At 73.3% G+C, this 24,384-nt stretch carries 24 protein-coding genes and 1 pseudogene; 17 read left to right on the top strand and 8 right to left on the bottom strand.

Going from position 1 to position 24,384, the window contains the following annotated elements:
* Positions 1 to 194: 194 nt before the first annotated feature.
* The 5 genes from OG937_12450 (at position 195) to OG937_12430 (ending at position 4,834) form a co-directional block, all read left to right on the top strand.
* A complete protein-coding gene (locus OG937_12450; GenBank protein WUD72432.1) occupies positions 195 to 1,313 on the top strand; it encodes an ROK family glucokinase in 1,119 nt (372 codons plus the stop codon).
* 5 nt (positions 1,314 to 1,318) lie between these two features.
* Positions 1,319 to 1,840, top strand: coding sequence for a hypothetical protein (locus tag OG937_12445; protein ID WUD72431.1), 522 nt, complete (start codon positions 1,319 to 1,321; stop codon positions 1,838 to 1,840).
* 84 nt (positions 1,841 to 1,924) lie between these two features.
* Complete coding sequence (locus tag OG937_12440) at positions 1,925 to 3,208, top strand: alpha/beta fold hydrolase (protein WUD72430.1); 1,284 nt, start codon at positions 1,925 to 1,927, stop codon at positions 3,206 to 3,208.
* Between the two features lie 127 nt (positions 3,209 to 3,335).
* A complete protein-coding gene (locus tag OG937_12435) occupies positions 3,336 to 3,983 on the top strand; it encodes an MBL fold metallo-hydrolase (protein ID WUD72429.1) in 648 nt (215 codons plus the stop codon).
* Positions 3,984 to 4,054: 71 nt separating this feature from the next.
* On the top strand, positions 4,055 to 4,834 hold the full coding sequence (locus OG937_12430; GenBank protein ID WUD72428.1) for an exodeoxyribonuclease III: 780 nt from the start codon (positions 4,055 to 4,057) through the stop codon (positions 4,832 to 4,834).
* On the opposite strand, the gene OG937_12425 is transcribed toward OG937_12430, so the two are convergent.
* Positions 4,759 to 5,622 (bottom strand): hypothetical protein, encoded by an 864-nt coding sequence (locus OG937_12425; GenBank protein ID WUD72427.1) that lies wholly within the window; start codon positions 5,620 to 5,622, stop codon positions 4,759 to 4,761. The two genes, OG937_12430 and OG937_12425, sit on opposite strands and share 76 nt — an antisense overlap.
* Positions 5,623 to 5,731: 109 nt before the next feature.
* On the opposite strand from OG937_12425, the gene OG937_12420 reads away from it, so the two are divergent.
* Positions 5,732 to 6,070 (top strand): cupin domain-containing protein, encoded by a 339-nt coding sequence (locus OG937_12420; protein WUD72426.1) that lies wholly within the window; start codon positions 5,732 to 5,734, stop codon positions 6,068 to 6,070.
* A gap of 5 nt (positions 6,071 to 6,075) precedes the next feature.
* Positions 6,076 to 6,516 (top strand): DUF6278 family protein, encoded by a 441-nt coding sequence (locus tag OG937_12415; protein WUD72425.1) that lies wholly within the window; start codon positions 6,076 to 6,078, stop codon positions 6,514 to 6,516.
* Positions 6,517 to 6,532: 16 nt separating this feature from the next.
* On the opposite strand, the gene OG937_12410 is transcribed toward OG937_12415, so the two are convergent.
* On the bottom strand, positions 6,533 to 7,390 hold the full coding sequence (locus OG937_12410) for an XRE family transcriptional regulator (GenBank protein WUD72424.1): 858 nt from the start codon (positions 7,388 to 7,390) through the stop codon (positions 6,533 to 6,535).
* Positions 7,391 to 7,535: 145 nt separating this feature from the next.
* Between OG937_12410 and OG937_12405 the strand changes: the two genes are divergently transcribed.
* Together OG937_12405 and OG937_12400 are read left to right on the top strand one after the other, a co-directional pair.
* Entirely contained in the window at positions 7,536 to 8,057 is a 522-nt protein-coding gene (locus tag OG937_12405) for an ATP-binding protein (protein ID WUD72423.1), read from the top strand.
* Positions 8,058 to 8,086: 29 nt separating this feature from the next.
* Positions 8,087 to 8,371 carry a TfoX/Sxy family protein gene (locus tag OG937_12400; GenBank protein WUD72422.1) on the top strand — a complete coding sequence of 95 codons (285 nt, stop codon included), beginning with the start codon at positions 8,087 to 8,089 and terminating at the stop codon, positions 8,369 to 8,371.
* Positions 8,372 to 8,443: 72 nt separating this feature from the next.
* On the opposite strand, the gene OG937_12395 is transcribed toward OG937_12400, so the two are convergent.
* Both OG937_12395 and OG937_12390 read right to left on the bottom strand, forming a co-directional pair.
* Positions 8,444 to 9,190, bottom strand: a complete 747-nt coding sequence (locus OG937_12395; GenBank protein ID WUD72421.1) for a GntR family transcriptional regulator — start codon at positions 9,188 to 9,190, stop codon at positions 8,444 to 8,446.
* Between the two features lie 74 nt (positions 9,191 to 9,264).
* Positions 9,265 to 10,896 (bottom strand): prolyl oligopeptidase family serine peptidase, encoded by a 1,632-nt coding sequence (locus tag OG937_12390; GenBank protein ID WUD72420.1) that lies wholly within the window; start codon positions 10,894 to 10,896, stop codon positions 9,265 to 9,267.
* Positions 10,897 to 11,105: 209 nt separating this feature from the next.
* Between OG937_12390 and OG937_12385 the strand changes: the two genes are divergently transcribed.
* Positions 11,106 to 12,020: an SGNH/GDSL hydrolase family protein gene (locus OG937_12385; GenBank protein WUD72419.1), complete on the top strand. Its 915-nt coding sequence runs from the start codon at positions 11,106 to 11,108 to the stop codon at positions 12,018 to 12,020.
* A 51-nt stretch (positions 12,021 to 12,071) separates the two neighbouring features.
* Here OG937_12385 and OG937_12380 read toward each other — a convergent pair whose 3' ends face one another.
* Complete coding sequence (locus OG937_12380) at positions 12,072 to 12,827, bottom strand: hypothetical protein (protein WUD72418.1); 756 nt, start codon at positions 12,825 to 12,827, stop codon at positions 12,072 to 12,074.
* 88 nt (positions 12,828 to 12,915) lie between these two features.
* Between OG937_12380 and ggt the strand changes: the two genes are divergently transcribed.
* On the top strand, positions 12,916 to 14,730 hold the full coding sequence (ggt, locus tag OG937_12375) for a gamma-glutamyltransferase (GenBank protein WUD72417.1): 1,815 nt from the start codon (positions 12,916 to 12,918) through the stop codon (positions 14,728 to 14,730).
* Here the strand turns inward: ggt and OG937_12370 are convergent.
* Complete coding sequence (locus tag OG937_12370) at positions 14,712 to 15,461, bottom strand: metallophosphoesterase (protein WUD72416.1); 750 nt, start codon at positions 15,459 to 15,461, stop codon at positions 14,712 to 14,714. The two genes, ggt and OG937_12370, sit on opposite strands and share 19 nt — an antisense overlap.
* 91 nt (positions 15,462 to 15,552) lie before the next feature.
* On the opposite strand from OG937_12370, the gene OG937_12365 reads away from it, so the two are divergent.
* The 4 genes from OG937_12365 to OG937_12350 all read left to right on the top strand — a co-directional run bounded on the left by OG937_12365 (position 15,553) and on the right by OG937_12350 (position 20,064).
* Positions 15,553 to 16,146: a CGNR zinc finger domain-containing protein gene (locus tag OG937_12365; GenBank protein WUD72415.1), complete on the top strand. Its 594-nt coding sequence runs from the start codon at positions 15,553 to 15,555 to the stop codon at positions 16,144 to 16,146.
* A 192-nt stretch (positions 16,147 to 16,338) separates the two neighbouring features.
* Positions 16,339 to 17,772, top strand: coding sequence for a hypothetical protein (locus tag OG937_12360; protein ID WUD72414.1), 1,434 nt, complete (start codon positions 16,339 to 16,341; stop codon positions 17,770 to 17,772).
* 130 nt (positions 17,773 to 17,902) lie between these two features.
* The gene (locus OG937_12355; GenBank protein WUD72413.1) at positions 17,903 to 18,748 is read left to right on the top strand and encodes an acyltransferase; all 846 of its coding nucleotides are present in this window, start codon (positions 17,903 to 17,905) and stop codon (positions 18,746 to 18,748) included.
* Positions 18,749 to 18,756: 8 nt separating this feature from the next.
* Complete coding sequence (locus OG937_12350; protein ID WUD72412.1) at positions 18,757 to 20,064, top strand: aspartate aminotransferase family protein; 1,308 nt, start codon at positions 18,757 to 18,759, stop codon at positions 20,062 to 20,064.
* A gap of 49 nt (positions 20,065 to 20,113) precedes the next feature.
* Here OG937_12350 and OG937_12345 read toward each other — a convergent pair whose 3' ends face one another.
* Positions 20,114 to 20,953, bottom strand: a complete 840-nt coding sequence (locus tag OG937_12345; protein WUD72411.1) for an endonuclease/exonuclease/phosphatase family protein — start codon at positions 20,951 to 20,953, stop codon at positions 20,114 to 20,116.
* Positions 20,950 to 21,635 (bottom strand): annotated as a pseudogene (locus OG937_12340) (hypothetical protein). The gene OG937_12345 and the pseudogene OG937_12340 overlap by 4 nt, the downstream one beginning before the upstream one ends.
* Before the next feature lie 294 nt (positions 21,636 to 21,929).
* On the opposite strand from OG937_12340, the gene hydA reads away from it, so the two are divergent.
* Together hydA and OG937_12330 are read left to right on the top strand one after the other, a co-directional pair.
* Positions 21,930 to 23,336 (top strand): dihydropyrimidinase, encoded by a 1,407-nt coding sequence (hydA, locus tag OG937_12335; GenBank protein ID WUD72410.1) that lies wholly within the window; start codon positions 21,930 to 21,932, stop codon positions 23,334 to 23,336.
* Positions 23,337 to 23,353: 17 nt separating this feature from the next.
* Entirely contained in the window at positions 23,354 to 24,373 is a 1,020-nt protein-coding gene (locus OG937_12330; protein WUD72409.1) for a TIGR03842 family LLM class F420-dependent oxidoreductase, read from the top strand.
* Positions 24,374 to 24,384 lie beyond the last annotated feature (11 nt).

The following is a 24,384-nucleotide window of genomic DNA, read 5'->3' as shown; positions in this document are numbered from 1 at the left end:
GGTGGGCGGCCCCCGGCCGGCCACCCGCGCACCCGGTCCGCCGACGCCCGGGGCAGCGGGCCACGCCCCCGCGGGCCCCGGCACTTAGAATCACTCGGAGAAACGCCCCCGACCCCGGAGAGACGAGCCTTGCGAGCGACGACCGAGCAGCAGTTCGGGACCGAGTCCGGGATCGGATCCACGGGGGTGAACCGATGAGCATGTACCGAGGCGCCGCGCGCTCCTCCAGCAGTTCCACACTCCTGAGCACGGTGGGCCGCCGCGAGCGCCGCTCGCACCTCACCGCGCCCCGGGTCCCCACCGTCGGCATCGACATCGGCGGCACCAAGGTGATGGCCGGCGTCGTCGACGCGGACGGCACCATCCTGGAGAAGCTGCGCACCGAGACCCCGGACAAGAGCAAGAGCCCGAAGGTGGTCGAGGACACCATCACCGAGCTCGTCCTCGACCTGTCCGAGCGGCACGACGTGCACGCGGTGGGCATCGGCGCGGCCGGGTGGGTCGACGCGGACCGCTCCCGGGTGCTCTTCGCCCCCCACCTGTCCTGGCGTGACGAGCCGCTGAAAGCCCGCCTCACCGAGCGCCTGCGGGTCCCCGTCATGGTGGACAACGACGCGAACACCGCCGCGTGGGCGGAGTGGCGCTTCGGCGCCGGCCGCGGTGAGAACGACCTCGTCATGATCACGCTGGGCACCGGGATCGGCGGCGCCATCCTGGAGGACGGCCACGTCAAGCGGGGCCGCTACGGCGTCGCGGGCGAGTTCGGCCACATGCAGGTCGTGCCCGGCGGTCACCGCTGCGCCTGCGGCAACCGCGGCTGCTGGGAGCAGTACAGCTCGGGCAACGCCCTGGTGCGCGAGGCCCGCGAACTCGCGGCGGCGGAGTCCCCGGTCGCGTACGGGATCATCGACCGGGTCGACGGCCAGGTCCGGGAGATCACCGGACCGCTCATCACGGAGCTCGCCCGTGAGGGTGATCCGATGTGCGTCGAACTCTTCCAGGACATCGGCCAGTGGCTGGGCGTCGGCATCGCCAACCTCGCCGCCGCCCTGGATCCTTCCTGCTTCGTCATCGGCGGCGGCGTCAGCGCGGCCGACGACCTGCTGATCGCCCCGGCCCGCGACGCCTTCCGGCGCCATCTGACCGGCCGCGGCTACCGGCCGGAGGCGCGTATCGTCAAGGCGCAGCTCGGTCCCGAGGCCGGGATGGTCGGCGCCGCGGACCTGGCGCGGCTGGTCGCGCGCCGCTTCCGGCGGGCCAACCGGCGGCGGGTCGAGCGGTACGAGCGCTACGCGAAGGTCGTCGGCAAGTGAGTGCCATGCCCCCGAGGAAGCCGCCGCGCTGGGTGCAGTGGACGGTCGTCCCGCTGCTGATCCTGGTGCCGATCGGCTACGTGATCATCTCCGCCGAGCAGAGCCGGGACAGCGGCGAGGAGAAGCAGCAGCAGGCCGCCGCCACCACGCTCACCCACCTGTGGCCCACCAAGGTGCAGCGGCGCATCTACGAGGTGCCGATCCCGTCCGGGTCGACGCCGGTGGCGTACCTGGAGACCAACAACTGGGCCTCCAGCTCCTTCTACGTGCAGTTCCGCACCAACCAGGGCGGCCTGGACACCTTCCTCGCCCAGGTCGACACGAGCCGCTCCGCCCTCAAGGACGGCGACGTGACCGTGAGCCCGAAGCAGGCCCGCACGGTGCGCTGGACCTTCGGCACGGACCGCCGGTGGGCCGGTCTCAAGCTCAAGCAGCACGGCGACAAGCCGGACCACAACATCACGGTCGACCTCTCCGACACGGACCACCCCGTGGTCTATGTCGTGTCCACGATAAACTTCCGCTGACCGGCGCCCAGGCGCCGCAAGGGTCCCGCGCCGTCACGGGGCCCGGACGTCCGTGCCCGCGAACGCCTCGATAGCGTGGAGCGAGTGACCGACGAGCAGACCCCCAAGACCCTCCAGCACCGCATCGACGGCCCGCAGGACGCCCCGGTCCTGGTCCTCGGCCCCTCACTGGGCACGACGTGGCACATGTGGGACCGGCAGATACCCGAGCTGACCCGGCAGTGGAGAGTGCTGCGGTACGACCTCCCGGGGCACGGCGGTGCCCCCGCCGACCCCTCGGCCTCCACCGCCGACCTCGCCGACCGCCTGCTGCGCACCCTGGACGAGGCCGGCGTCGAGCGCTTCGGCTACGCGGGCTGCGCCTTCGGCGGCGCCGTCGGCACCCAACTCGCGCTGCGCGCCCCGCAGCGCGTCGCCTCGCTCGCGCTGGTCTCCTCGGCCGCCCGCTTCGGGACACCTGACGCATGGCGGCAGCTCGGCGTCGTCGTCCGTGCGAACGGCCTGGAGCAGATCGCACTGAGCACCCCCGAGCGCTGGTTCGCCCCCGCCTTCCGTGCCGCCCAGGCCGCCATCGTGGACTGGTCCGTGCAGATGGCCCGCGCCGTCGACCCCGAGTGCTACATCGCCGCCTGCGAGGCGCTGGCCGCCCATGACGTGCGTGCCGAGCTGGGCCTGATCACCGTGCCGACGCTGGTCCTGGGCGGCGCCGAGGACCAGGTGACGCCGCCCGCCGACGCCCGGGCCCTGGTCGCCGGGATACCGGACGCGCGGCTCGCGGTCGTCCCCGGGGCCTCGCACCTGGTGCCGGTCGAGCAACCCGCCGCCGTGGGCGAACTCCTCGTACACCACTTCGAGGCCACCTGGACCGAGCAGCCCGTCGCCGTGGCCCTCCCCGCGCAGCCCGCACCCGCGGCCCCCGAGCCCGTTCCGGCGGCGGCCCCCGTACGACCCGCGCCGCAGCACCGGGGCGGCACCGCGGGCGAACGCCCGGACGCCTACGCGGAGGGCGACCGCACCCGGCGTGAGCTCCTGGGCGACGCCCACGTCGACCAGGCGGCGGAGGAGGCCGAGGAGTCCGCCGGGGACTTCGAGGAGTTCGTCACCCGCTACGCCTGGGGCGAGGTCTGGAACCGGCCCGGGCTCGACCGGCGCACCCGCAGCGTCGTCACCCTGACCGCGCTCGTCGCCGGCGGCCACCACACGGAACTCGCCGCGCACACCCGGGCCGCGCTGCGCGGCGGCCTCAGCCCGGCCGAGATCGAGGAGGTGCTGCTGCACACCGCCGTCTACTGCGGGGTGCCCGCCGCCACCTCCGCCTTCGCGGTGGCGCGGCGTGTCATCCGGGAGGAGACTCGGCCACGGGAGTGAGTCCGCGCGCACGGCGGCCCGGTCGCCCCGTCAGCCCATTGCCATCTCCACCTGGATGCGGCGTGTGCGGTGCGCAGGGCCCCGGCCATGATGGCCATGCAAAGGATCACCGCTCCGGAGGAGAGCCATGAAGCTGACGAAGAGGGGCCATGCCTGCGTCCGCCTGGAGAAGGACGGGCGCGCGCTCGTCATCGACCCCGGAGCCTTCACCGAGCCGGAGGCCGCGACGGGGGCGGAGGCGGTGCTCATCACGCACGAGCACGCGGACCACTTCAGCGAACAGCAGCTGCGCGCCGCCCTGGAGGCCGACCCCGCCGCCGAGATCTGGACCCTGAAGAGCGTCGCCGACCAGGTGTCGGCCGCCTTCCCGGGCCGGGTCCACACCGTCGGCGAGGGCGACACCTTCAGCGCGGCCGGCTTCGACATCGAGGTGCACGGCCAGATGCACGCCGTGATCCACCCCGACATCCCGCGCATCACCAACGTGGGCTTCCTCGTCGACGGCTCCGTCTTCCACCCCGGTGACGCGCTCACCGTGCCCGGCCGGTCCGTGCAGACGCTGCTGCTGCCGGTGCACGCCCCCTGGAGCAAGGTCTCGGAGGTCATCGACTACCTCCGCGAGGTGAAGCCGGCCCGCGCCATCGACGTGCACGACGGGCTGCTCAGCGACCTCGCGCGTACCGTCTACGACCGGCTGCTCGGCCCCGACGGGCCCGGTGTCGGCGGCGCGGAGCACGGCAGGCTGGCCCCCGGCGACAGCGCCGACCTGGGCTGAGGACCCGCCGCGGACGGCCCTGGGGAACGCCGCGGGGCCGGTTGTCGGAGGCGGGCGGTAGATTCGGGTCCATGCGCATCGCCACCTGGAACGTCAACTCGATCACCGCCCGCCTGCCGCGGCTGCTGCCCTGGCTGGAGAAGAACAGCCCGGACGTGCTGTGCATCCAGGAGACCAAGTGCGCCGAGGCGCAGTTCCCCTTCGACGAGCTGCGCGCCCTCGGCTACGAGACCGCCGTCAACGCCACCGGCCGGTGGAACGGCGTCGCCCTGCTGTCCAAGGTGGGTCTCGAGGACGTCGTCGTCGGCCTGCCCGGCGGCCCGCTGTACGAGGAGGTCGACGAGCCCCGCGCGGTCTCGGCGACCTGCGGCCCGGTCCGGGTCTGGTCGGTGTACGTGCCCAACGGCCGTGAGGTAGGCCACCAGCACTACGCCTACAAGCTGCGCTGGTTCGAGGCGCTGCGCGCGGCGGTCGCGCAGGACGCCGCGGGCGAGCGCCCCTTCGCCGTCCTCGGCGACTACAACGTGGCGCCCACCGACGAGGACGTGTGGGACCCCTCGGTCTTCGAGGGGCTGACCCACGTGACCCCCGCGGAGCGGGAGGCGCTGGCGCACCTGCGCGAGGCCGGGCTCAGCGACGTGGTGCCCCGCCCGCTGAAGTACGACCGCCCCTACACCTACTGGGACTACCGCCAGCTGGCCTTCCCCAAGAACCGCGGCATGCGGATCGACCTGGTCTACGCGAACCAGGCCTTCGGCAAGGCGGTCTCCGACGCCTACGTCGACCGTGAGGAGCGGAAGGGCAAGGGCGCCTCCGACCACGCCCCCGTCGTGGTCGACCTCGACGTCTGACCGCTCCGGGGGAGGCCCACCGCGAAGCGCCCGCCGACCCTGCGCTGGAACTCGACGTAGCCGCGCAGGCCGGGCGGGCAGGGCAGGTGCAAGGTGGCCGGGTGCGCCACCTCGCGCAGGTCCACCACCAGAGCGTCGTCCGGCAGCCCGGCCAGCGCGCCGGCCAGCTCCGGGTCGGCGTCGGGCCGGGCCTGCCCCACCGGCGTGCCCCGCAGGTCGGGCCGGTAGGAGAAGACGTGCGAGGTCTCGGCGAGCCGCTCCAGCACGGCGGTGTGGTCCGGAACCGTCCCGTCCGCCCGTTCGGGATCCGGCTCCGGCTCCGGCTCCGGCGCCGTGCGCTCCAGGGCCGTGAGCCCCGCCCGGGCCAGCAGGGTGACCCAGTCGACCAGTGACGGCGCGACGTACGCCCAGGTGTCGAGGAAGACCCCGGTCGCGGCGAACACCCGGCCCCAGGCGCCGGTGCCCTCGTCCACGTCGACGAAGAGCGTGTCCCCGCCCGACTCGTGCAGCAGGTGCGCGGAGCCGGGCGGCCCCACCGCCCAACCACCGGGGTGCAGACCGCGCTCCGGGGCCAGCCGGTACTCCTCCAGCCCCCCGATGCGGATCGACCGCACCCTGCCGACCAGGTGCCGCACCTCGTCGGGCAGCGGCACGCCCCACGCCGCGATCTCGGCGTCGTCCGCGCCGGGTGCCAGCCGCACCGTCCCCGGTGCCCGCGCCGCCAGTTCCTCCAGCAGCCGCCAGGCGCGGTCCGCCGCCCGTGCCCCGGCTTCCCGTTCATCCCGCATTGCATGGCCCTTCTCGCGCGGGGCAGCCTTACGTTACGTATTGTGCGGCAACGGAACGTATACAACGTGTCGTTACCGTTGGCATACGCCCGCGCGTACGCTCCCGGCCATGAAGAGCTTCTCCGTCGACATCGCCGCCGCCGTGCTCGAACCCGAACCCCTGGACCCGGAGCAGATCGTCTCCGGCTCCCCGGAGGTCACCGGAACGGTGCTGTGGCAGTCGCCCGACGGCACCCGTACGAGGGGGATCTGGCAGATCACCCCGGGCGTGGTGACCGACACCGAGGCGGACGAGATGTTCGTGGTCGTCAGCGGGCGGGCCACCGTCGAGGTGGAGGGCGGACCGACCCTGGAGCTCGGCCCGGGCGACGTCTGCGTCCTCCGCGAAGGAGACCGCACGACATGGACCGTCCACGAGACACTCCGCAAGGCCTACGCCATAGGCTGATGCCCATGGACATCTCCTTCCTGGACAGGTGGCGCAAACGGTACGGCGAGGTCCGCGGCGCGGCCGTACCGGAGTCCCTCGCCGAGGACCCGGAAGGAGTCGCGGAACTGCTCTCCGAGTGCGAGCTGCTGCGCGCCAGGGCCGAGGCCGAGGGCGTGGAACTGGACGACACGGCCGTCTCTTTGGAGCGCCTGGACCAATTGGTGCCGCGCTGGCGCGACGACCCGGACGAGCTGTCCTGGCTCGGCAACGACGCCGGGCTCTACCTCGGCACGGTCGTCGTGCGCACCGTGCCGGGCGCGAGCTGGCAGATCTGGCCGAACGGCCGGCCCGTCATCCTGCTGGCCTCCGGCCGTGAACTCGACGTCGTCGAGGCCGGCCACGAGTGGGCGGAGAGCGGCACCCCGGAGCTGTCCCAGGTCCACGCGGAGGCGTCCGAGGCCTGAGCGCCGCCCGGCGTTCCTAGATGACGCGCTCGGCCTCGCCGAGCATGGCCTCGAACCAGCGGTCGAAGCCGTAGAGCACCGAGCCGGGCGGTGTGGCGGAGAGCCGGTAGACCAGCGAGCCCCGCGGGTCCGCCGGCGGTCCGATGACGGAGACGAAGGCGGCACCGTCGAGGCGCACCAACCGCCACACCGGCGCGGTGCGGTAGCGGTAGACCTCCAGCTGAATCGTTCCTTCTTCGGCGAGGGCGGCGAGCATGTCCTCCGCGAAGCGCAGGCTCGACGCGAAGAAGCGCGGTGTCTCGCCTACCTCCTCCGCGATCCGGGCGACCGCGGGGCTCTCCGGGTGCAGCAACAGCAGCCGCATGCGGGGGGCCCCGGTCCGGCCGTCGCGGGTCAGCGGCCCGCGCAGCAGCGAGTCGCCGAGCGCCACCAGGCCCAGGGCGCGCACGCCCACCACGTCCACCGCGTCGGCGCTCGCGGCCACCTCGCGGATCTCCGCGGCGGCCTCGGGCTTGGTCAGCGCGACCGCCGCGACCTGCGGATGGTCCATCAGGTCGCGGAAGCCGTACGAGCGCAGGCGGCGCGGCGCGAGCCCCATGAGCATCCGTGCGTGGTCCGGCATGCGCAGGCCCTGCGCGATCCGCTCGAACACGTCGAACCGCACCACCGAGCGGCGGCCCCGCACGATCTCGTTGACCCGACCCTGCAGCAGCCCCGTCGCGGCGGCGATGCGCGACTGGCTCGCGCCGCCGTACTGCTGTGCGAACCGCAGGATCGCCCCGGCGTCGCGGGCCCGCAGGGCCTCCCGTATCTCCTCGCGCTCCCAGGCCCACGCGGGGATCTCGACGGCATCGCCAGAAACCGGTCCCGACATCCACGACTCCCCTCCGTACCGGCGCCGGTTCCTTCCACCGGCGTTACCAGCGGGTATGTCGTGGTGAGAATAGCGCGGGGGTATCGCGTGCACGTGTGCTTCACGGAATGCTCGGCGCCACCTACGACACCTGTGAGGTGGTCACATGGGGGACAACCTGGCCGCACAGCCCCCGTTCCGGCGCGTCGCCCCCGGCGCCGACCGCGGTGCCGGAGACGAGTCCCCTCCGGATACCCTCCATACCCACGGTCCGGCGGCCGAACCCGTCCCGGCCCCACCCGCCACCGTCCTGCTGGGCGAGGTCTTCCTGCCCGCCGACGACCTGGCGCCCGCCCAGGCGCGCCGCATCCTGGCGGCGACCCTGGACGCGTGGGATCTCGGGTACCTGATGGACCCCGCGAGCATCGTCCTGGCCGAGCTCGTCTCCAACGCCGTGCGGCACGCCGGGGGCCGGCGTGTGGGCGTCACGCTGTCGCGGCGGCTGACGCTGGTGCACATGTCGGTCCGCGACGGCTCCCGCACTCCGCCCTGCCTGGTGCTGACCGGGCGGGTCCCCGACACGACGGGGAGCGCCCGCGGTCTTCAGGTGGTTTCCGCCCTCACCTACCGCTGGGGGACAGACCTCCTGCCGGGCGGCAAGCGTGTCTGGGCCGAGATCGCCGTCTGACGGGGCGTCGGGAGGTGCATGATGGGGTCATGGACTCCCTGCAGCAGATGCCCAACATCGGCGCGGTCCTGGCCGAGCGCCTCCGCAGCGCCGGTGTGCCGGACGCCGACGAGCTGCGCCGCCTCGGATCCGGAGGGGCCTTCGCGATGATCCGCGAGGGGCTTCCCGAGGACGCCTGCACCCACACCCTGCTCGCCCTCGAGGGCGCGATCCGCGGTACCCGCTGGACCGCCATCCCCAAGGCCGACCGCGACGCCCTGGTCGGCCGGGTACTGGGCGAGGGCCACGCGGGCGCCGCAGCCGGAGGCCGTTAGCGATCGCGCGCCACCACCCGGCCGAGGGGCGCGGCCCCGCCGGGCCCGGCCACGCGCCCGCCCGGCAGCCGGTCAGGACGAGAAGTCGATGCTGTACGCCACGCGCCAGCGGTCGGCGCGGATCACCGTGTCCGAGGTCTCCACGGCGCGGTCGTCGGCGTCGAAGTACGTCCGCTGGACCGCCGTCACGCACTGGCCGTGCGCACAGCCGAGGGTCTGCGCCTCCCAGCCGGTGGCAGGCCGCGACTCCAGGACCTCGCGGGCCCGCACCACGCGGACCCCGATCGCGGCCAGCCGTCCCCGCACCCCGCGGCGGGCGTAGGGGCCGCGCTCGGGGTGCGCGACGTCCGTGCCGTCGGTGATGGCCAGCGGTTCCCAACTGGTCGCGAGCTGGACGGGCCGGCGGTTCGCCAGGTACTCGTAACGGGTCATCACCACCGGGTCACCGGTGGCGATGTCGAGCCGCTCGGCGATGGCCGGCGGGGCGGTCGTGGTGACCGTCGAGGCCTCCCAGTCCACCGCCGCGGCGTCGCCGGCGACCCGTGTGGCGAAGGGTGAGTCGACGGCGCCGGTGCCGCGGTCGAGCGTCCCGCGGGCCGAACGGTCGATCACGAACACCCCGCGCCCGAACTGCCCTTCGACGTAGCCCGCCGCCTTCAGCACGCGCACCGCCCGGTCGACGGTCTGGTCGCTCGCCTTGTAGGCCTCCTTGAGCCGGGAACGGGAGGGGATGCGGGACTCGGGCTTGAGGAGTCCCTCGTCGATCCGCCGCATGAGGTCGTCGGCGATCCACTGGTACACCGGCGCCGGCTCGGCCATCCCCGCTGTCCTCTCTCCCGCTCCTGGCACGACGTTAGGTACGCAGGCCACAGCTGCGTACCGAGGTACGCACGCTACGGGAGTGACGGTCGGCGAAGCGGCACGGAGAGCCTTGACGGGTCCGCCGCCGGGGAGGAGAAGGCCAGCCCGGAGAAGGCCGGGTTGTGTTCGATGTAGAGGGGGTCGACGGTGTCCACGACCACGGCCAGGCGGTGGCCGGCCGGGACGTCGTAGGCGGTGGAGTACAGCTCCAGGTCCACCGCGAAGGGGCTTCCCGGGGTGCGGTCGGTGAAGGTGTAGGGGGCGTGCGTGATCAGCTCGCCGATGCCGAGGGAGTTCACGTCGTACAGGTAGGCCACGAAGGTGCCCCGGGAGGCCGAGGGCGTCACCGTGGTGTGCAGCACGGGGGTGCCGCGGACCTGCTGCGCGGTCTCGTCGCGGGGACTCTGCCAGACTGCGGCGAAGGCACGCGGCAACAGCGGCACGGAGACGACGGGCGGCGCCTTCGCGAGCTGGTCGGCGAGCGAGGAGAGGAAGATGATGCCGCCGTCCGCGCCCGAGTCGATGTTCGCGGCGATGCGACGGGTGCCGTCCAGCGGCAGCTCGCGGGTGGCCGAGGGCACGGCCGACCAGCTGCCGTACCCCTCGTAGCCGCCACCGCCGCGGGAGGCCAGGCGGACCGGCTGCTCCTTGTCGATGCCGTTGTCCACGCCCTTGAGGTGGTGGTCCAGCCAGCGCCGCGTGTCGGACCAGACGTCGTTGGGCAGCCCGAACAGCCCCGTGATCTCGGGTGTCGCGTGGTCGCCCGGGCGGAACTCCAGGCGCTTGGGGACGGTCAGCCGGTCGTAGAACGAGGCGAGCTGGTTGGGCGAGAAGATCGTGTCGCCCCAGGCGTTGGCGAGCATCACGGCGGTGCCGTTGGCGTTGATCCGGTCGAGGTGGGTGCCGGGGGAGCGCAGCCGGCTCCAGGCGATCAGCTCGTCCTCCCGGTCGTAGTCGGAGGCCAGGAAGTCGCCGAGCACCCGCTGGAACTCGGCGCTGGGCCGGCCCGTGAGGTATCCGGCGGCGCCCAGCAGCAGGGAGGACTGCAGGTGCTGGGTGCGGCCGCCGTAGATGGACTCGGTCAGGTCCGCCCAGCCGCTGAGTGCCGCCACCGCCTTGACGCGGGGGTCGTGCGCGGCGCCCATGAGGGTCAGCCCGGCACCGTAGGAGACGCCGGCCATGCCGATCCGGCCGGGGTCGGCGGGGGTGTTGGCGAGCGTCCAGTCGATGACCTTCGAGATGTCCGCGACGTCGAGCGGCCCGGCGACGTCGATCGTCCCGCCGGAGAGGTAGAAGCCGCGCGCGGTGTAACTCACCACGACGTAACCGGAGTCGGCGAGCTTCTGTGCCTGGGCCAGGTACTGCAGGTCGTTCAGGCCCCAGCTGCTGGGGAGGACGACGGCGGGATAGCGCGCACTTGCGTCGCGACTGCCGTTACCCGAAGGGGTGAAGACGTTCCCCTTGAGGGTGATCCCGCCGGCTCCCGGGATGTCGACGAAGCGGACGGAGGGGGCGGCGGAGGTGCCCGCCGCGCGGACCGCGCCGGCCGTGGTGCCCGGGTCTGCGACCGGGGTCGCGTGCGCGGCGGGGGTCGCGATGCCCAGTGCCGCGGTGGCGAGCAGGACGGCGGAAAACGTTCCCGCGGTGGTACGAGGCGCTCTCATGGCGGCTCCAGATGTCCCCGTGACAAAGTGACTGGAGAGTAACCAGAGCCGCTTACCGTTGGTAATACGTCTGCATGTTACGCGCCAGTAACGATTGCCTTGAGCTGAGGGAACGTCAGTCCATCGAGCGAACTTGCGACGCATCCATTGACTTCGGCCACGCGGGGCGCCGAATCTGAACCCGTCAGCGTCGACTGGGGGAGGGCCCGATGGGTGTCGGACGTGCATCGATCCTGGGAGCGGCCGCGGCGTCGGCCGCGCTCGTGCTCACCGCGGTGGGCGCGGTTCCGGCCACCGCGCACACGCGCGACGGACACCACCAAGGCAACGGTCACGGCAACGGCCACCGGGACGCGTACGTCGCGCTCGGGGACTCGTACACGTCGGGACCGCTCATCCCCGACCAGGTGGACGCCAATTGCGCCCGGTCGAACCGGAACTACCCCTCGCTGGTGGCTGGGCGGCTGAGAGGCACCACCCTGACCGACGTGAGCTGTGGCGGGGCCACCACCGCCGAGATGTGGAAGGCGCAGGGCAGCAACCCGCCGCAGCTGGACGCCCTGAGCCGGCGGACCTCCCTGGTCACCCTGCAGATCGGCGGCAACGACGTCGGCTTCGGCAGCATCATCCGCACCTGCGCCGGCGCCGCGGTCTCCGACCCGACCGGAAATCCCTGCGAGAAGTACTACACGGCCGGCGGAACCGACCAGTTGCGGGCCGCCGTGGAGCAGACCGCACCGAAGGTCGACGCCGTGCTGGACGCCATCCACCACCGCGCCCCGCGGGCCCGCGTCGTGGTCGTCGGCTACCCGGCGCTGCTCCCCGACAGCGGGGTCGGCTGCCGCCCGGCCGTGCCCTTCGCCGACAAGGACTTCGCCTACCTCCGGGACACCGAGAAGCGGCTCAACGCCATGCTGGCCCGTCGTGCCAAGGCCGCCCACGCGACCTACGTCGACACCTACACCCCGACCGTCGGCCACGACATGTGCACGGCCCCCGGGGTCCGCTGGATCGAGCCGCTCACGCCCGCCGCTCCGGCCGCGCCCGCCCATCCCAACGCGCTGGGCGAGCAGGCCATGGCCGCTGCCGTCCTGGACCAGCTCTGCGTGCGCGGCCGCATATGACGGGGCCGCGGGGGCCCGTGCCCCCGCGGCCGCCCGCCCGGTCCCGGGCCGTCACTCCGCGGTGACGGTCACCGGCCGGCTGGCGGGGGTCTTGGCCTCGCGGGTGACGTCGGCGACGACCTCCACCACGTCGGGTCCGTAGGCGTCGGAGTTGACGACCTTCAGCAGCAGGCAGAAGGTGCCGTCCACCCCGTACTTGCGGGACAGTCGCTGGTAGTGGCGGGCGAGGTAGCGCACGGCGGCCTGGTTGGTCACCCCGCGCTGGCCGGAGGCGAGGAAGACCGGGCGGTTGTTCCCGGTGTTCTCGTCGGCGGCCAGCCGGGCCAGGAAGACGTACTCCACCTTGCCCTTCTCCATGCGGTAGGTCTCGCCGCCCACGGTCAGCGCGCCCTGGTCCTCGACGGGCCCGGTGAAGTCGTTGACCTGGAAACCGGGCAGCATGGAGCGCAGGTGCGCCGCCATGCGGTGGTTGGATATCGGACCGCCGACGCAGAACTCGGTGCGCGCGCCGAAGCCCTGCCAGGCGGTGTCGTGGGGCAGGATCTCGGCGTGCGCCCCGCACTCCTTGATCAGCGCTGACAGTTCGATCAGCGCGAAGACGTCATGGCGCGCCACGCTCCATCCCCGAGTCGAGCCCGGATCGCGGTTGATCACCAGCAGGCACTCCGAGCCGGTGGGCAGCCCGAAGAAGCGCTGTTTGCGCCGCAGCTTGCGCCGCCACAGGTACGTGCGGACGAACCAGCCCAGCGCGGCGCTGATACCGCTCGCGGCCAGTCCCAGGACGAAGTTGCGCACGTCGTCGCTCATGGGCCGGGATCGTAGTTGAGGCGTTCCTGACGAGGAAGGCAGGGTGGGGTTAGGCTGCCCGGACGGTCGCCCCAGTGGAGGTCCACGTATGCGTCGTCACGCTGTACGGAGTCTGTCGCTGCTCGCCGTAACCGCCACCGCCGCGCTGTCGGTGGCCGCGGCCCCGCCGGGGGCGGACGCCCGGGCCCGGGACGCCACGCCCGCCAAGGTCCCGCTCGCCGTCGGCTACGGGGGCGCGGTCTCCAGCGTCGACGCCGACGCCTCCGCCGCCGGCATCGAGGTGCTGCGGCGCGGAGGGAACGCCGTGGACGCCGCGGTCGCCACCGCGGCCGCCCTGGGCGTCACCGAGCCGTACTCCTCGGGCATCGGCGGCGGCGGTTACTTCGTCTACTACGACGCGAGGCAGCGCAAGGTCCACACCATCGACGGCCGCGAGACGGCCCCCAAGAGCGCCACCGACAAGCTCTTCGTCGAGAACGGCCAGCCGCTGCCCTTCAACGACGCCGTCACCAGCGGTCTGGGCGTCGGCGTCCCCGGTACCCCCGCGACCTGGGACACCGCCCTGAGATCCTGGGGCAGCCGCAGCCTGGGTGACGTGCTGCGACCCGCCGAGCGCCTCGCGCACGACGGGTTCACCGTGGACGCCACCTTCCGCAGCCAGACGGAAGCCAACCAGGCGCGCTTCAAGGACTTCCCGGCCACCGCCGCGCTCTTCCTGCCCGGCGGGCAGCCGCCCGCGGTGGGCTCCACGCTCAAGAACCCCGACCTCGCCCGCACCTACGACGAGCTGGGCCGCAAAGGCGTCTCCGCCGTCTACAGCGGCGGCATAGGCGCCGACATCGTGAACACCGTGCGCAAGCCGCCGGTGGACCCGGCCGCGACGCGGGTCGTCCGCCCCGGCGACCTCACGACGGCGGACCTGAAGGCCTACAAGGCCAAGCCGCAGAACCCGACCCGGGTCTCCTACCGCGGCCTGGACGTCTACGGCATGGCGCCCTCCTCCTCCGGCGGCACCACCGTCGGCGAGGCGCTGAACATCCTGGAGCGGACCGGCAGGCTCTCCCGGCTCTCCGATGCCCAGTACCTGCACCGCTTCCTCGAGGCGAGCCGGATCTCCTTCGCCGACCGCGGCCGCTGGGTCGGCGACCCGGCCTTCGAGAAGGTCCCGACCGCGGGACTGCTGTCGCAGTCGTTCGCGGACTCCCGGGCCTGCCTGATCAAGGACGACGCGGTACTGACCAGCCCGGTCGCCCCGGGCGACCCGGCCCACCCGGCGCGCTGCGACCGCGGCGGCAAGGCCGCCCCGACGACGTACGAGGGCGAGAACACCACGCACCTCACGGTCGCCGACAAATGGGGCAACGTCGTCGCGTACACGCTGACCATCGAGCAGACCGGTGGCAGCGCCATCACCGTCCCCGGGCGCGGTTTCCTGCTCAACAACGAGCTGACCGACTTCTCGTTCGTCCCGGCGAGCGCCTCGGTGCACGACCCCAACCTGCCGGGCCCCGGGAAGCGGCCGCGCTCCTCGATGTCGCCGACGATCGTGCTGAAGGACGGCCGCGTCGACTTCGCGCTCGGCTCGCCCGGCGGCGCCACGATCATCACCACCGTGCTGCAGGTGCTGACCGAGCACGTCGACCGCGGGATGCCGCTGGTGGACGCGATCGCCGCGCCGCGCGCCAGCCAGCGCAACGCCGCGACCACGCAGGTCGAGCCGGCCTTCCTCGCGAGCGACGTGGCGGCGGAGCTGAAGGACATCGGGCACAGCTTCGCCGACGCGGGTGAGATCGGTGCGACGACGGGCGTCCAGCGGCTGCCGGACGGCCGCTGGCTCGCCGCCGCCGAGACGGTGCGCCGCGGCGGCGGCTCGGCGATGGTGGTTCAGAGCACCACGCGGTAGTGGGTCGTCAGGCGCCGCTCGTCGTCCAGCACGTGGAAGGCGACGCCGGGCGGCGCCGAACGGTCGGCGACCGAGCCGTCCTGTTCGCCCTCCCACGGCATGCGCAGCGTCCACGTCACCCCGGGCGCGGCGATCAGCGGCCGCCCGGCGAAGGTGGTGGCGGCGGGCGTGTGCGCGTGCCCGGTAAGGACGGCGATCACTTCGGGGTGCGCGGCCAGCAGTTCCTCCAGTGCCCCGGGCCCGCCCAGCCGGTAGCCGTCGGGCAGCGGATGGTGGAGCGCGACGGGCGGGTGGTGGAAGGCCACCAGCGCGGGTGTACCGGGGACCAGCCCGTCCAGCGTCGCCGACAGCCACCGCAGGGTCTCCTCGTCCAGGAGGCCGTCGTCCTCCTCCGGGATCGTCGAGTCGCACATCAGCACCGCGGTCCCGGCGACGAGGTGCGCCCGGTTCACCGGTCCCGCCGCCCCGGCCTCGCCCAGCAGCGCCTTGCGGTAGGCGGCCCGCCGGTCGTGGTTGCCCGGGCAGGGGAACACCGGGAAGGGTGCTTCCAGGATCCGGGCCGCCTCCTCGTACTCGCCGGGGGCGCCGTGGTCGGCGATGTCCCCGGTGACCAGCAGCGCGTCCGGCGGCCGGGGCAGCCCGCGCAGGTAGGCCATGACGCGGGTGGCGCGCTCCGTCGAGCGTTCGGTGCCGTCGAGATGCAGGTCGCTGATGTGAGCCAGCAGCAGCATGGGCCGTTCCCCTCCAGGCTTAATGCTTAATCCGAGTCCTAACATTAGAACGGTAGGGTGCGACCGGCGGACGATCAAGAGGAGGGGCGCTGTGGAGCGCTACCTGGCCCTGGAACTGGTGAGCACCATCCGGCACGACGGCGACGGAGGGGTCGCCGACGACCTCGGCGACCCGTCCGCGCTGACGGCGTGGGCCCGCGAACACCTTCCCGGGCCCGACGGCTTCACCGCCGACGACGCCGCCCTCGCCGACGTCCTCGCCCTCCGCCGCGCCGTCCGGGCGCTGTTCGCCCGCGCCGTGGCGCCCGGGCCGTCCAGCTCGGCCGACGCAGGGCGTCTGATGCCCGCGGAGGAGGCCCTCGCGCACCTCAACGCCGCCGCGGCGCGGGTCCCCGTCGTCCCCCGGCTCGTGTGGGAGGTGGAGGAGGCTCCCGTGGCCCGTCTCGTGCCCGCGGCGGAGTGCGATGACCCCGCCGCCCGGATCGTCGCCGAACTGGCCCGCGCGGCCGTCGACTTCCTGGCCGGACCCGAGCGGGAACGGCTGCGTGCCTGCACCGCGCCCCGGTGCGTCCGGTACTTCGTCAAGTCCCACGGCCGTCAGGAGTGGTGCAAGCCGCCCTGCGGCAACCGGGCCCGTGTCGCGCGCCATTACCGCCGTCACCATCCGGAGTCGGCCGGGTCCTGAGGACCGGCGACGCCTTGGTGGCGCCCCCGGCCGGGGGGCGCGCCGCCGTGCCTCCGCGCGGGGCCCGGGCGCTCGTGCAGCCTCTGCCCCTTCCGTGAAAACTCTCCGTAGCACCCCCGTAACACAGCGGGTGTCGAATGCCGTGCGGACCACACGCTTCCGCCGCCAGGCGGCGGACAGGGAGGAGCGACAGTGGAGCGCGGGGCGCACAGCCAGGTCATCGAGCAGGTCGGCGAGTTCGCCGGGTACCTCCGGGGGCTCGTCGGCGCGGCGGGCGACACGCCCGGCTGGTACGCGGTCTTCGCCGAACGTGATCCCGACGGCGTGCGGGCCTGGCTCGACGGCACCGACGTCCCGCCGTGGGACGTCGTCCTCGCCCTCCTCCAGGACGTCGCCACCGCCCGTGGTACCCACCCGGCGCAGGAGGCGGCCGAGCGCGCCCGCAGGCTGCATGCCGCCGCCGTCGCCGCCCACGACGCCGTGCCGGGCGGCGAGGCGGCGCTGAGTTCACGGCTGGACGTCTTACTCCGGGAACGCCAGTACGCGGTGCTGCACGAGCGTGACGTCGCCGCCGCGCTGCGCGGCGCCCCCACCCATGCCGAGGCGGAGCGCCTGGGCAACGAGCTTGCCTGGGCCCGCGACGACCGCGAACGGGCCGTCGCGCGCTGCGCGGAGGTGCAGGCGCGCCTCGACGCGGTCCGCTCCCGCCCCGCCGTGCCCGACGGGTGGTTCCGCCCGGAGGCGGACCGGACGCCCCGGGTGCCGCCGCCCCGCGCCCCGGCCGCGCCCCCGGCCGACGCCGGCCCGGCCGCCGCACCCGCACCCGGCGACGGCGCCCCCGCGCAGGCCCGGACGGACCACCGGCCCTCCGGGCGTGGGCGCAAGGAACGCCCCCGCGGCGGAGCACGGTACGGCGGGGCCCGCTTCGCCGGGGCGCCCGAGGCCGAGGTGGTCGTGCCGCCCGTCGGGGCGGCTCCGCAGGACGATGCCGCCCCTGGCCCCCGCGGGGCACGCTTCGCCGGCGCGGCGGGCCATGACACCCCCCACGCCCGCGAGGCCGCGCACGGGCACATCGACGTCCGGGAGGCGCACGTCCGCAGGGAGGCCGCGCGGGCGACCGCGGCGCGCATGGCGGAGCTGCGCCGCACCGGCCGCACCGGCGAGGCGTACGTGCTGATGAGTGAGGCCGTAGCCGGCCCGCCCGAGGACGCCCCCGAGCTCGCGGCCGCGCTGGAGCGCTCGGGACTGGCCGCCGACGTGGCCACCCTGCTGTGGGAGCTGGCCGCGCAGCCCCCGCACCGTCTGGCGGCCGCCGCGACCGCCCTGGACTCGGCCGGCCGCGGTGACGACTGCCGGACCCTGCTGCACCAGGCGGCCGCCCGGCCCGCCGCCGAGATCGCCGCGACCGCCGGGGCCCTCCTCGACGCCGGCCACCGGGACGCGGCGCTGAGCCTGCTGGTCGCCCTCGTGCGCGCCCGCAGCCCGGAGGCGGCGGCCGGCATCGCCCACGAGGGCGCCGGGCTCGTCGGCCCGCTCCTGGACGCGGCGGGTCTGGTGTCGGTGTCCAAGCGCCGCGACGTGGCCGCCGCACTGCGCCGAGCGGGTCTGCCCGGCCGCGAAATCTGATCGGCTTCGTTGAGTAACGGCGCCGGTATTGCCACAGTGGGCTGTGGGCTCTTACGTTCGTCCCAGCGCCGGATCTACGTGCGTAGACCTGCCCGCCGTTCCGGCGTGACCTCGCGTCAAAGGAGCTGTCATGCCCAATGTCGTACGCGCCGCGCTCGTCCAGGCGACGTGGACCGGTGACACCGAGTCGATGATCGCGAAGCACGAGGAGCACGCCCGCGAGGCGGCCGCGAGGGGCGCCCAGGTGATCGGCTTCCAGGAGGTGTTCAACTCCCCGTACTTCTGCCAGGTGCAGGAGGCCGAGAACTACCGGTGGGCCGAGCGGGTGCCGGACGGCCCGACCGTGCAGCGCATGCAGGCGCTCGCCCGGGAGACGGGCATGGTGATGGTGGTGCCGGTCTACGAGATCGAGCAGGACGGCTTCTACTACAACACCGCCGCCGTGATCGACGCCGACGGCAGCTACCTCGGCAAGTACCGCAAGCACCACATCCCGCAGGTCAAGGGCTTCTGGGAGAAGTACTACTTCAAGCCCGGCAACCTGGGCTGGCCGGTCTTCGACACGGCCGTCGGCAAGGTCGGCGTCTACATCTGCTATGACCGCCACTTCCCCGAGGGCTGGCGGGCACTCGGCCTCGCCGGCGCGCAACTGGTCTACAACCCCTCGGCGACGCACCGCGGGCTCTCCTCGTACCTGTGGCAGCTGGAGCAGCCGGCCGCGGCCGTCGCCAACGAGTACTTCGTCGCCGCCATCAACCGGGTCGGACAGGAACCGGACTACGGCGACAACGACTTCTACGGCACGTCCTACTTCGTCGACCCGCGCGGCCAGTTCGTGGGCGACGTCGCCTCCGACAAGGAGGAGCAACTGATCGTGCGCGACCTGGACCTCGACCTGATCCCCGCGGTGCGCCAGCAGTGGGCCTTCTACCGGGACCGCCGCCCTGACGCCTACGGCACCCTGACGGAGGCGTGAACACGTCCATGACCATCACCGAGAACCCGCACGCCGCGCTCCACTCCCGCCACCAGGCCGTGATGCCGCAGTGGCTGGCGACGTACTACCGGGAGCCGATCGAGATCACCCACGGCGAGGGTCGCCACGTCTGGGACGCCGAGGGCCGGCAGTACCTGGACTTCTTCGGCGGCATCCTCACCACCATGACCGCGCACGCCCTGCCCGAGGTCACCGCCGCGGTCCGCGAGCAGGCCGGGAGGATCCTGCACTCCTCCACGCTCTACCTGAGCTCCCAGGCGGTCGACCTCGCCGAGCGCATCGCCCGCCTGTCGGGCATCCCGGACGCCCGGGTCTTCTTCACCACCTCCGGCACGGAGGCGAACGACACCGCGCTGCTGCTCGCCACCACGTACCGCAGGTCCAACCAGATCCTGGCGCTGCGCAACAGCTACCACGGCCGCTCCTTCTCGGCGATCGGCATCACCGGCAACACCTCCTGGTCGCCGACGAGCCTGTCGCCGCTGCAGACGCTGTACGTGCACGGCGGCGTCCGGCACCGCGGCCCGTACGCGCACCTGTCCGACGCCGAGTTCACGGCCGCGTGCGTGGCGGACCTGGAGGACATGCTCGGCCAGGCCAACGGCCAGGTCGCCGCCCTGATCGCCGAGCCGATCCAGGGCGTCGGGGGCTTCACCTCGGGCCCGGACGGGCTGCTGGCGGCCTTCAAGGAGGTCCTCGACCGGCACGGCATCCTCTGGATCACCGACGAGGTGCAGACCGGCTGGGGCCGCACCGGTGAGCACTTCTGGGGCTGGCAGGCCCACGAGGGCTCCGGCCCGCCGGACGTCCTGACCTTCGCCAAGGGCGTCGGCAACGGCCTGTCCATGGGAGGCGTCGTCGCCCGCGCCGAGGTGATGAACTGCCTCACCGCCAACTCCATCTCCACGTTCGGCGGCAGCCCCATCACCACGGCCGGCGCGCTGGCCAACCTCCAGTACCTCCTCGACCACGACCTGCAGGGCAACGCCCGGCGCGTGGGCGGCCTGCTCAAGTCGCGGCTGGAGGCCATCTCCGCCGGGCTCCCGGTGGTCCGGGAGGTGCGCGGCCGCGGGCTCATGCTCGGCGTCGAACTGGCCTCGTCGGCCGCGGCGGGCGTGGTCCTCGAAGCGGCCCGCGAGGGGGGCCTGCTGATCGGCAAGGGTGGTCGGGCCGGCGACGCGCTGCGCATCGCGCCGCCGCTCTCGCTGACCGTCGCCGAGGCGGAGGAAGGCGCCTCGATCCTGGAGTCCGCGCTCAAGCAGGCGCAGAGCGAGCTGGGCGACGGCCCGGCCTGACGGTACGTCACAAGGCCGGGGCCGCGGGCCCCGGCCCGCGCCGCCGCGGTCAGAGCTCCAGGTCGACGACGAGCGGCCGGTGGTCGGAGACCGGCACGGCCGGCGCCCACGCGGAGCGCACGGCGGCCCGCCCGACCCCTGCCGCCAGCACGTGGTCGAACTGCACCACGGGACGGTGCGAGGGGTAGGTACGCGTACGGGCCAGCGCCCGCCAGGCCCCGCCCAACGCCATCGGCGGCACCGGGCCCACCAGGTTGAGGTCGCCCAGCAGCAGATGGGGCCGGGGCAGGCCGGCGATCCAGCGGCGGACCGCGGTCAACTGGCCCACGTTCCAGCCGGGGACGAACGACAGGTGCACGGCGACCACCGTGAACGGGCCGCGCGCGCCCTCCAGGACGGCGGCCAGCGCGCAGCGCGGCTGGTCGGCCATCATCCGGAGTCCGGCGAGCCCGGGCACCCGCAGGGGCATGCCCACGGGCGAGGGGGACAGCCGCCGGGCCCGCCATTCCCGTACGGGGAGCCGGGTGACCAGGGCGATCCCGTGGGACGGCGGACCCTCGCCCCGGTCCGCGTCCTTGGGCCCGTACACCCGCATCCCGGGCACGGCCGGATCGGGCACCCACCCGGTGCCCGGTACCGAGCGCCCGTGGACCGCCGACGCGTAGCGCCAGTCCCGGGCGCCCGACGCCGCGGCGGCGGCCGCGGCCTGGTCGACCCGGCCGGACCGTTCCTGGAAGCGGTCGAGCTCCTGCAGCGCGAGGACGTCGGCGTCCAGGGACGCGACGGCGCGGGCGAGCGGCTCCCCGGCGGCGGCACCGCCGGGGAAGGGGGCCGGTCTGCCGTCCCTGATCGGCAGGCCGTGCAGCACGTTGAACGTCGCGAGCCTCATGGGCGCCCCACCGGCGGTGCGGAGGCGGGCGAGGGCGACGGGGCGTCGGCCCGGCGTCGCGGACGGCCCGGTCTGCGGAAGTGGGCGCACGGCGGGTACGCCTTGAAGGCGACGTCGAGCTCTGGCCCGCGTCGCCGGCCTCCGGGCTCCAGCGGCGGGGCGAACTGCTCGACCAGGGCCATGTGCCCGTTCAGCACGCCCTTCTGACGTGGCCCCTGGCCGGCCGCCCACGCCAACTGCGTGGCGGCGAAGGAAAACGTGCCGCGGCCGCCGACGAGGAACAGCGTCCGCGCGTGGCCGACCGGCCGCAGCCGGTCGCGGGAGTCCGCGTGACCGAACGGCTGCCACCATGCGTCGGCGTCGCGCGCCGTGCGCGCCTCGTCCGTGCGGGCCGTCAGCGGCACCCCGCCCGTCAGCCGGTGGCGCAGCCGGAGGCACCGGCTCACCCGCAGGCCCGGCGAGTGGCGGACCAGGACGAGGTCGACGCGGCCGCCGCGCGGCGGGACGTGGACCGCGAGGGAGAACGGTCCGGCCGGTGTCGAGAGCCCGGCGTGGTCGCCGACGGGGAAGCCGTACGCGGCGGGGTCGGTGAGCGCCGTGTGGCGCGGGGATGCCACGGCTGCGCGACGCGGTGCTCCACCGGGCCGGCGCGCGGGCGGAAGTGACGCAGCCTCAGCCGCATGCGGGATCCTCCATCCGCCCATCGTCGCCGTGCCGCCGCGGCCGGGGCAACGCGATTTCGCACCTCGTCACCTACAGACCAACACGCCCGGTTCATGGCATATTGTGAGCGTTCGCCGTACGGGGGTGCGGAGGAGGAGCGGGCGCCCCCGCCGATGGAGAGCAGCGGTATTGCCACCGTGGGTGACCGGTCATACGTTTTCCACCATGGCGGGGTCTACGTGCGTAGAGCCTTTCCGACATGGCATCGAGGTTTCCGGGGACCCCGCCCTCAGCCAGTGGAAGGAGTGGGAGCATGAGCCGCATCGTCATCCGGGGCGGACTGGTCGTCACCGCCGCGGAGGAGGTCCACGCCGACGTCCTCGTCGAGAGGGGCAGGGTCGCCGCCCTCGCGTCGCACGACTCCGACGCGGCGCAGGGCTGGACCGCGTCCGCCGACCGCGTCATCAACGCGACCGGGAAGTACGTCATCCCGGGCGGTGTCGACGCGCACACCCACATGGAGCTGCCCTTCGGCGGCACCCACGCCTCGGACACCTTCGAGACCGGCACCCGGGCCGCCGCCTGGGGCGGTACGACGACGATCGTGGACTTCGCCGTCCAGTCGGTAGGCGAGTCGCTGCGCGCCGGACTCGACGCCTGGCACGCCAAGGCCGACGCCCAGTGCGCCGTCGACTACGGCTTCCACATGATCCTCTCCGACGTGAACGAGGACACCCTCAAGGAGATGGACATCCTCGTCGAGGAGGGCGTCACCAGCTTCAAGCTGTTCATGGCCTACCCCGGCGTCTTCTACAGCGACGACGGCCGCATCCTGCGCGCCATGCAGCGCGGTGCCGACAACGGCGGCCTGATCATGATGCACGCGGAGAACGGCATCGCCATCGACGTGCTCGTCGAGCAGGCGCTGGCCGCGGGCAAGACCGACCCCCGCTACCACGGCGAGGTGCGCCACGCGCTCCTCGAGGCCGAGGCGACCCACCGTGCCATCCGGCTCGCCCAGGTCGCGGGCTCCCCGCTCTACGTCGTCCACGTCTCGGCGCAACAGGCCGTCGAGCAGATCGCCCTCGCCAGGGACGAGGGGCTGAACGTGTTCGGGGAGACGTGCCCGCAGTACCTGTTCCTGTCCACGGACAACCTGGCCGAGCCGGACTTCGAGGGCGCCAAGTACGTCTGTTCCACGCCGCTGCGGCCCAGGGAGCACCAGGCGGTGCTCTGGCGGGCCCTGCGGACCAACGACCTGCAGGTGGTGTCCACGGACCACTGCCCGTTCTGCTTCGTGGGGCAGAAGGAGCTGGGCCGGGGTGACTTCTCCAAGATCCCCAACGGTCTGCCGGGGGTGGAGAACCGGATGGACCTGCTCCATCAGGCGGTGGTGGACGGGCACATCAGCCGGCGCCGGTGGATCGAGATCGCCTGCGCGACCCCGGCGCGGATGTTCGGGCTGTATCCGCGCAAGGGCACCATCGCGCCGGGCGCGGACGCCGACATCGTCATCTACGACCCCGATGCGGAGCAGGTCATGTCCGCCTCCACGCACCACATGAACGTCGACTACTCGGCCTACGAGGGCCGGCGGATCACCGGCCGGGTCGAGACCGTGCTCTCCCGCGGCGAGCCCGTCATCGACGGCCGGGAGTACGTCGGACGGGCGGGCCACGGCCAGTACACCCCGCGCGGAACCTGCCAGTACCTCATCTGAGAAAGGCGCGTGGACCCATGGACTTCGGACTCGTCCTGCAGACGGACCCGCCCGCGTCGGGGGTCGTGGAGCTGATGCGGCGCGCCGAGCGCAACGGCTTCACCCACGGCTGGACGTTCGACTCCACGGTGCTGTGGCAGGAGCCGTTCGTCATCTACAGCCAGATCCTGGCGCGGACGGAGCGGATGGTCGTCGGCTCCATGGTCACCAATCCGGGCACCCGTACCTGGGAGGTGACCGCCTCGACCTTCGCCACGCTGAACGAGATGTTCGGCAACCGGACGATCTGCGGCATCGGCCGGGGCGACTCGGCGATGCGAGTGGCGGGCCGCAAGCCCAACACCCTCGCCCGCATCGAGGAGGCGATGCACGTCATCCGCGAGCTCGCCGAGGGCCGCGAGGCCGACCTCGGCGGCACCGTCATCCGCATCCCCTGGATCAAGGAGGGGGCGGAACTGCCGGTGTGGATGGCGGCGTACGGGCCGAAGGCGCTGGCGATCGCCGGGGCGAAGGCGGACGGGTTCATCCTGCAGCTCGCCGACGTGTACCTGACCGAGTGGATGGTCAAGTCGGTCAGGGACGCCGCGGTCGCCGCCGGCCGGGACCCCTCGCAGGTGAAGGTCTGCGTGGCGGCCCCCGCGTACGTCACCGAGGACGACTCCCCGCACGCGCTGGCCCACGCCCGCGACCAGTGCCGCTGGTTCGGCGGCATGGTCGGCAACCACGTCGCCGACCTGGTGACCAGGTACGGCGAGCACTCCGCCTCCGTCCCCGACGAACTCACCGACTACATCAAGGCCCGTCAGGGGTACGACTACTCGCACCACGGCCGTTCCGGGAACCCCGACACCGCGTTCGTCCCCGACGAGATCGTCGACCGCTTCTGCCTCCTGGGCACCCCGGAGCGCCACATCGAGAAGCTGCGCGCCCTGAAGGCCCTCGGCGTCGACCAGTTCGCGGTCTACGACATGCACGACGCCAGGGAATCCACCATCGACGCCTACGGCTCCACCGTCATCCCCGCACTGCGCGGCTGAGGGGGAGCACC

Source organism: Streptomyces sp. NBC_00510, assembly GCA_036013505.1.
Lineage (GTDB): Bacteria > Actinomycetota > Actinomycetes > Streptomycetales > Streptomycetaceae > Actinacidiphila.
Note: the sequence above shows the minus strand (reverse complement) of the source record. Positions and strands in the feature narration are given on the sequence as shown.

Coding starts and splice junctions, on each gene's coding strand:
- OG937_12355 (WUD72413.1), top strand. CDS start 17,903: ATGCCCAATGTCGTACGCGCCGCGCTCGTCCAGGCGACGTGGACCGGT.
- OG937_12425 (WUD72427.1), bottom strand. CDS start 5,622: ATGCGGGATGAACGGGAAGCCGGGGCACGGGCGGCGGACCGCGCCTGG.
- OG937_12410 (WUD72424.1), bottom strand. CDS start 7,390: ATGTCGGGACCGGTTTCTGGCGATGCCGTCGAGATCCCCGCGTGGGCC.
- OG937_12385 (WUD72419.1), top strand. CDS start 11,106: ATGGGTGTCGGACGTGCATCGATCCTGGGAGCGGCCGCGGCGTCGGCC.
- OG937_12350 (WUD72412.1), top strand. CDS start 18,757: ATGACCATCACCGAGAACCCGCACGCCGCGCTCCACTCCCGCCACCAG.
- OG937_12420 (WUD72426.1), top strand. CDS start 5,732: ATGAAGAGCTTCTCCGTCGACATCGCCGCCGCCGTGCTCGAACCCGAA.
- OG937_12445 (WUD72431.1), top strand. CDS start 1,319: ATGCCCCCGAGGAAGCCGCCGCGCTGGGTGCAGTGGACGGTCGTCCCG.
- OG937_12395 (WUD72421.1), bottom strand. CDS start 9,190: ATGGCCGAGCCGGCGCCGGTGTACCAGTGGATCGCCGACGACCTCATG.
- OG937_12330 (WUD72409.1), top strand. CDS start 23,354: ATGGACTTCGGACTCGTCCTGCAGACGGACCCGCCCGCGTCGGGGGTC.
- OG937_12405 (WUD72423.1), top strand. CDS start 7,536: ATGGGGGACAACCTGGCCGCACAGCCCCCGTTCCGGCGCGTCGCCCCC.
- OG937_12450 (WUD72432.1), top strand. CDS start 195: ATGAGCATGTACCGAGGCGCCGCGCGCTCCTCCAGCAGTTCCACACTC.
- ggt (WUD72417.1), top strand. CDS start 12,916: ATGCGTCGTCACGCTGTACGGAGTCTGTCGCTGCTCGCCGTAACCGCC.
- OG937_12390 (WUD72420.1), bottom strand. CDS start 10,896: ATGAGAGCGCCTCGTACCACCGCGGGAACGTTTTCCGCCGTCCTGCTC.
- OG937_12345 (WUD72411.1), bottom strand. CDS start 20,953: ATGAGGCTCGCGACGTTCAACGTGCTGCACGGCCTGCCGATCAGGGAC.
- hydA (WUD72410.1), top strand. CDS start 21,930: ATGAGCCGCATCGTCATCCGGGGCGGACTGGTCGTCACCGCCGCGGAG.
- OG937_12430 (WUD72428.1), top strand. CDS start 4,055: ATGCGCATCGCCACCTGGAACGTCAACTCGATCACCGCCCGCCTGCCG.
- OG937_12415 (WUD72425.1), top strand. CDS start 6,076: ATGGACATCTCCTTCCTGGACAGGTGGCGCAAACGGTACGGCGAGGTC.
- OG937_12380 (WUD72418.1), bottom strand. CDS start 12,827: ATGAGCGACGACGTGCGCAACTTCGTCCTGGGACTGGCCGCGAGCGGT.
- OG937_12400 (WUD72422.1), top strand. CDS start 8,087: ATGGACTCCCTGCAGCAGATGCCCAACATCGGCGCGGTCCTGGCCGAG.
- OG937_12370 (WUD72416.1), bottom strand. CDS start 15,461: ATGCTGCTGCTGGCTCACATCAGCGACCTGCATCTCGACGGCACCGAA.
- OG937_12435 (WUD72429.1), top strand. CDS start 3,336: ATGAAGCTGACGAAGAGGGGCCATGCCTGCGTCCGCCTGGAGAAGGAC.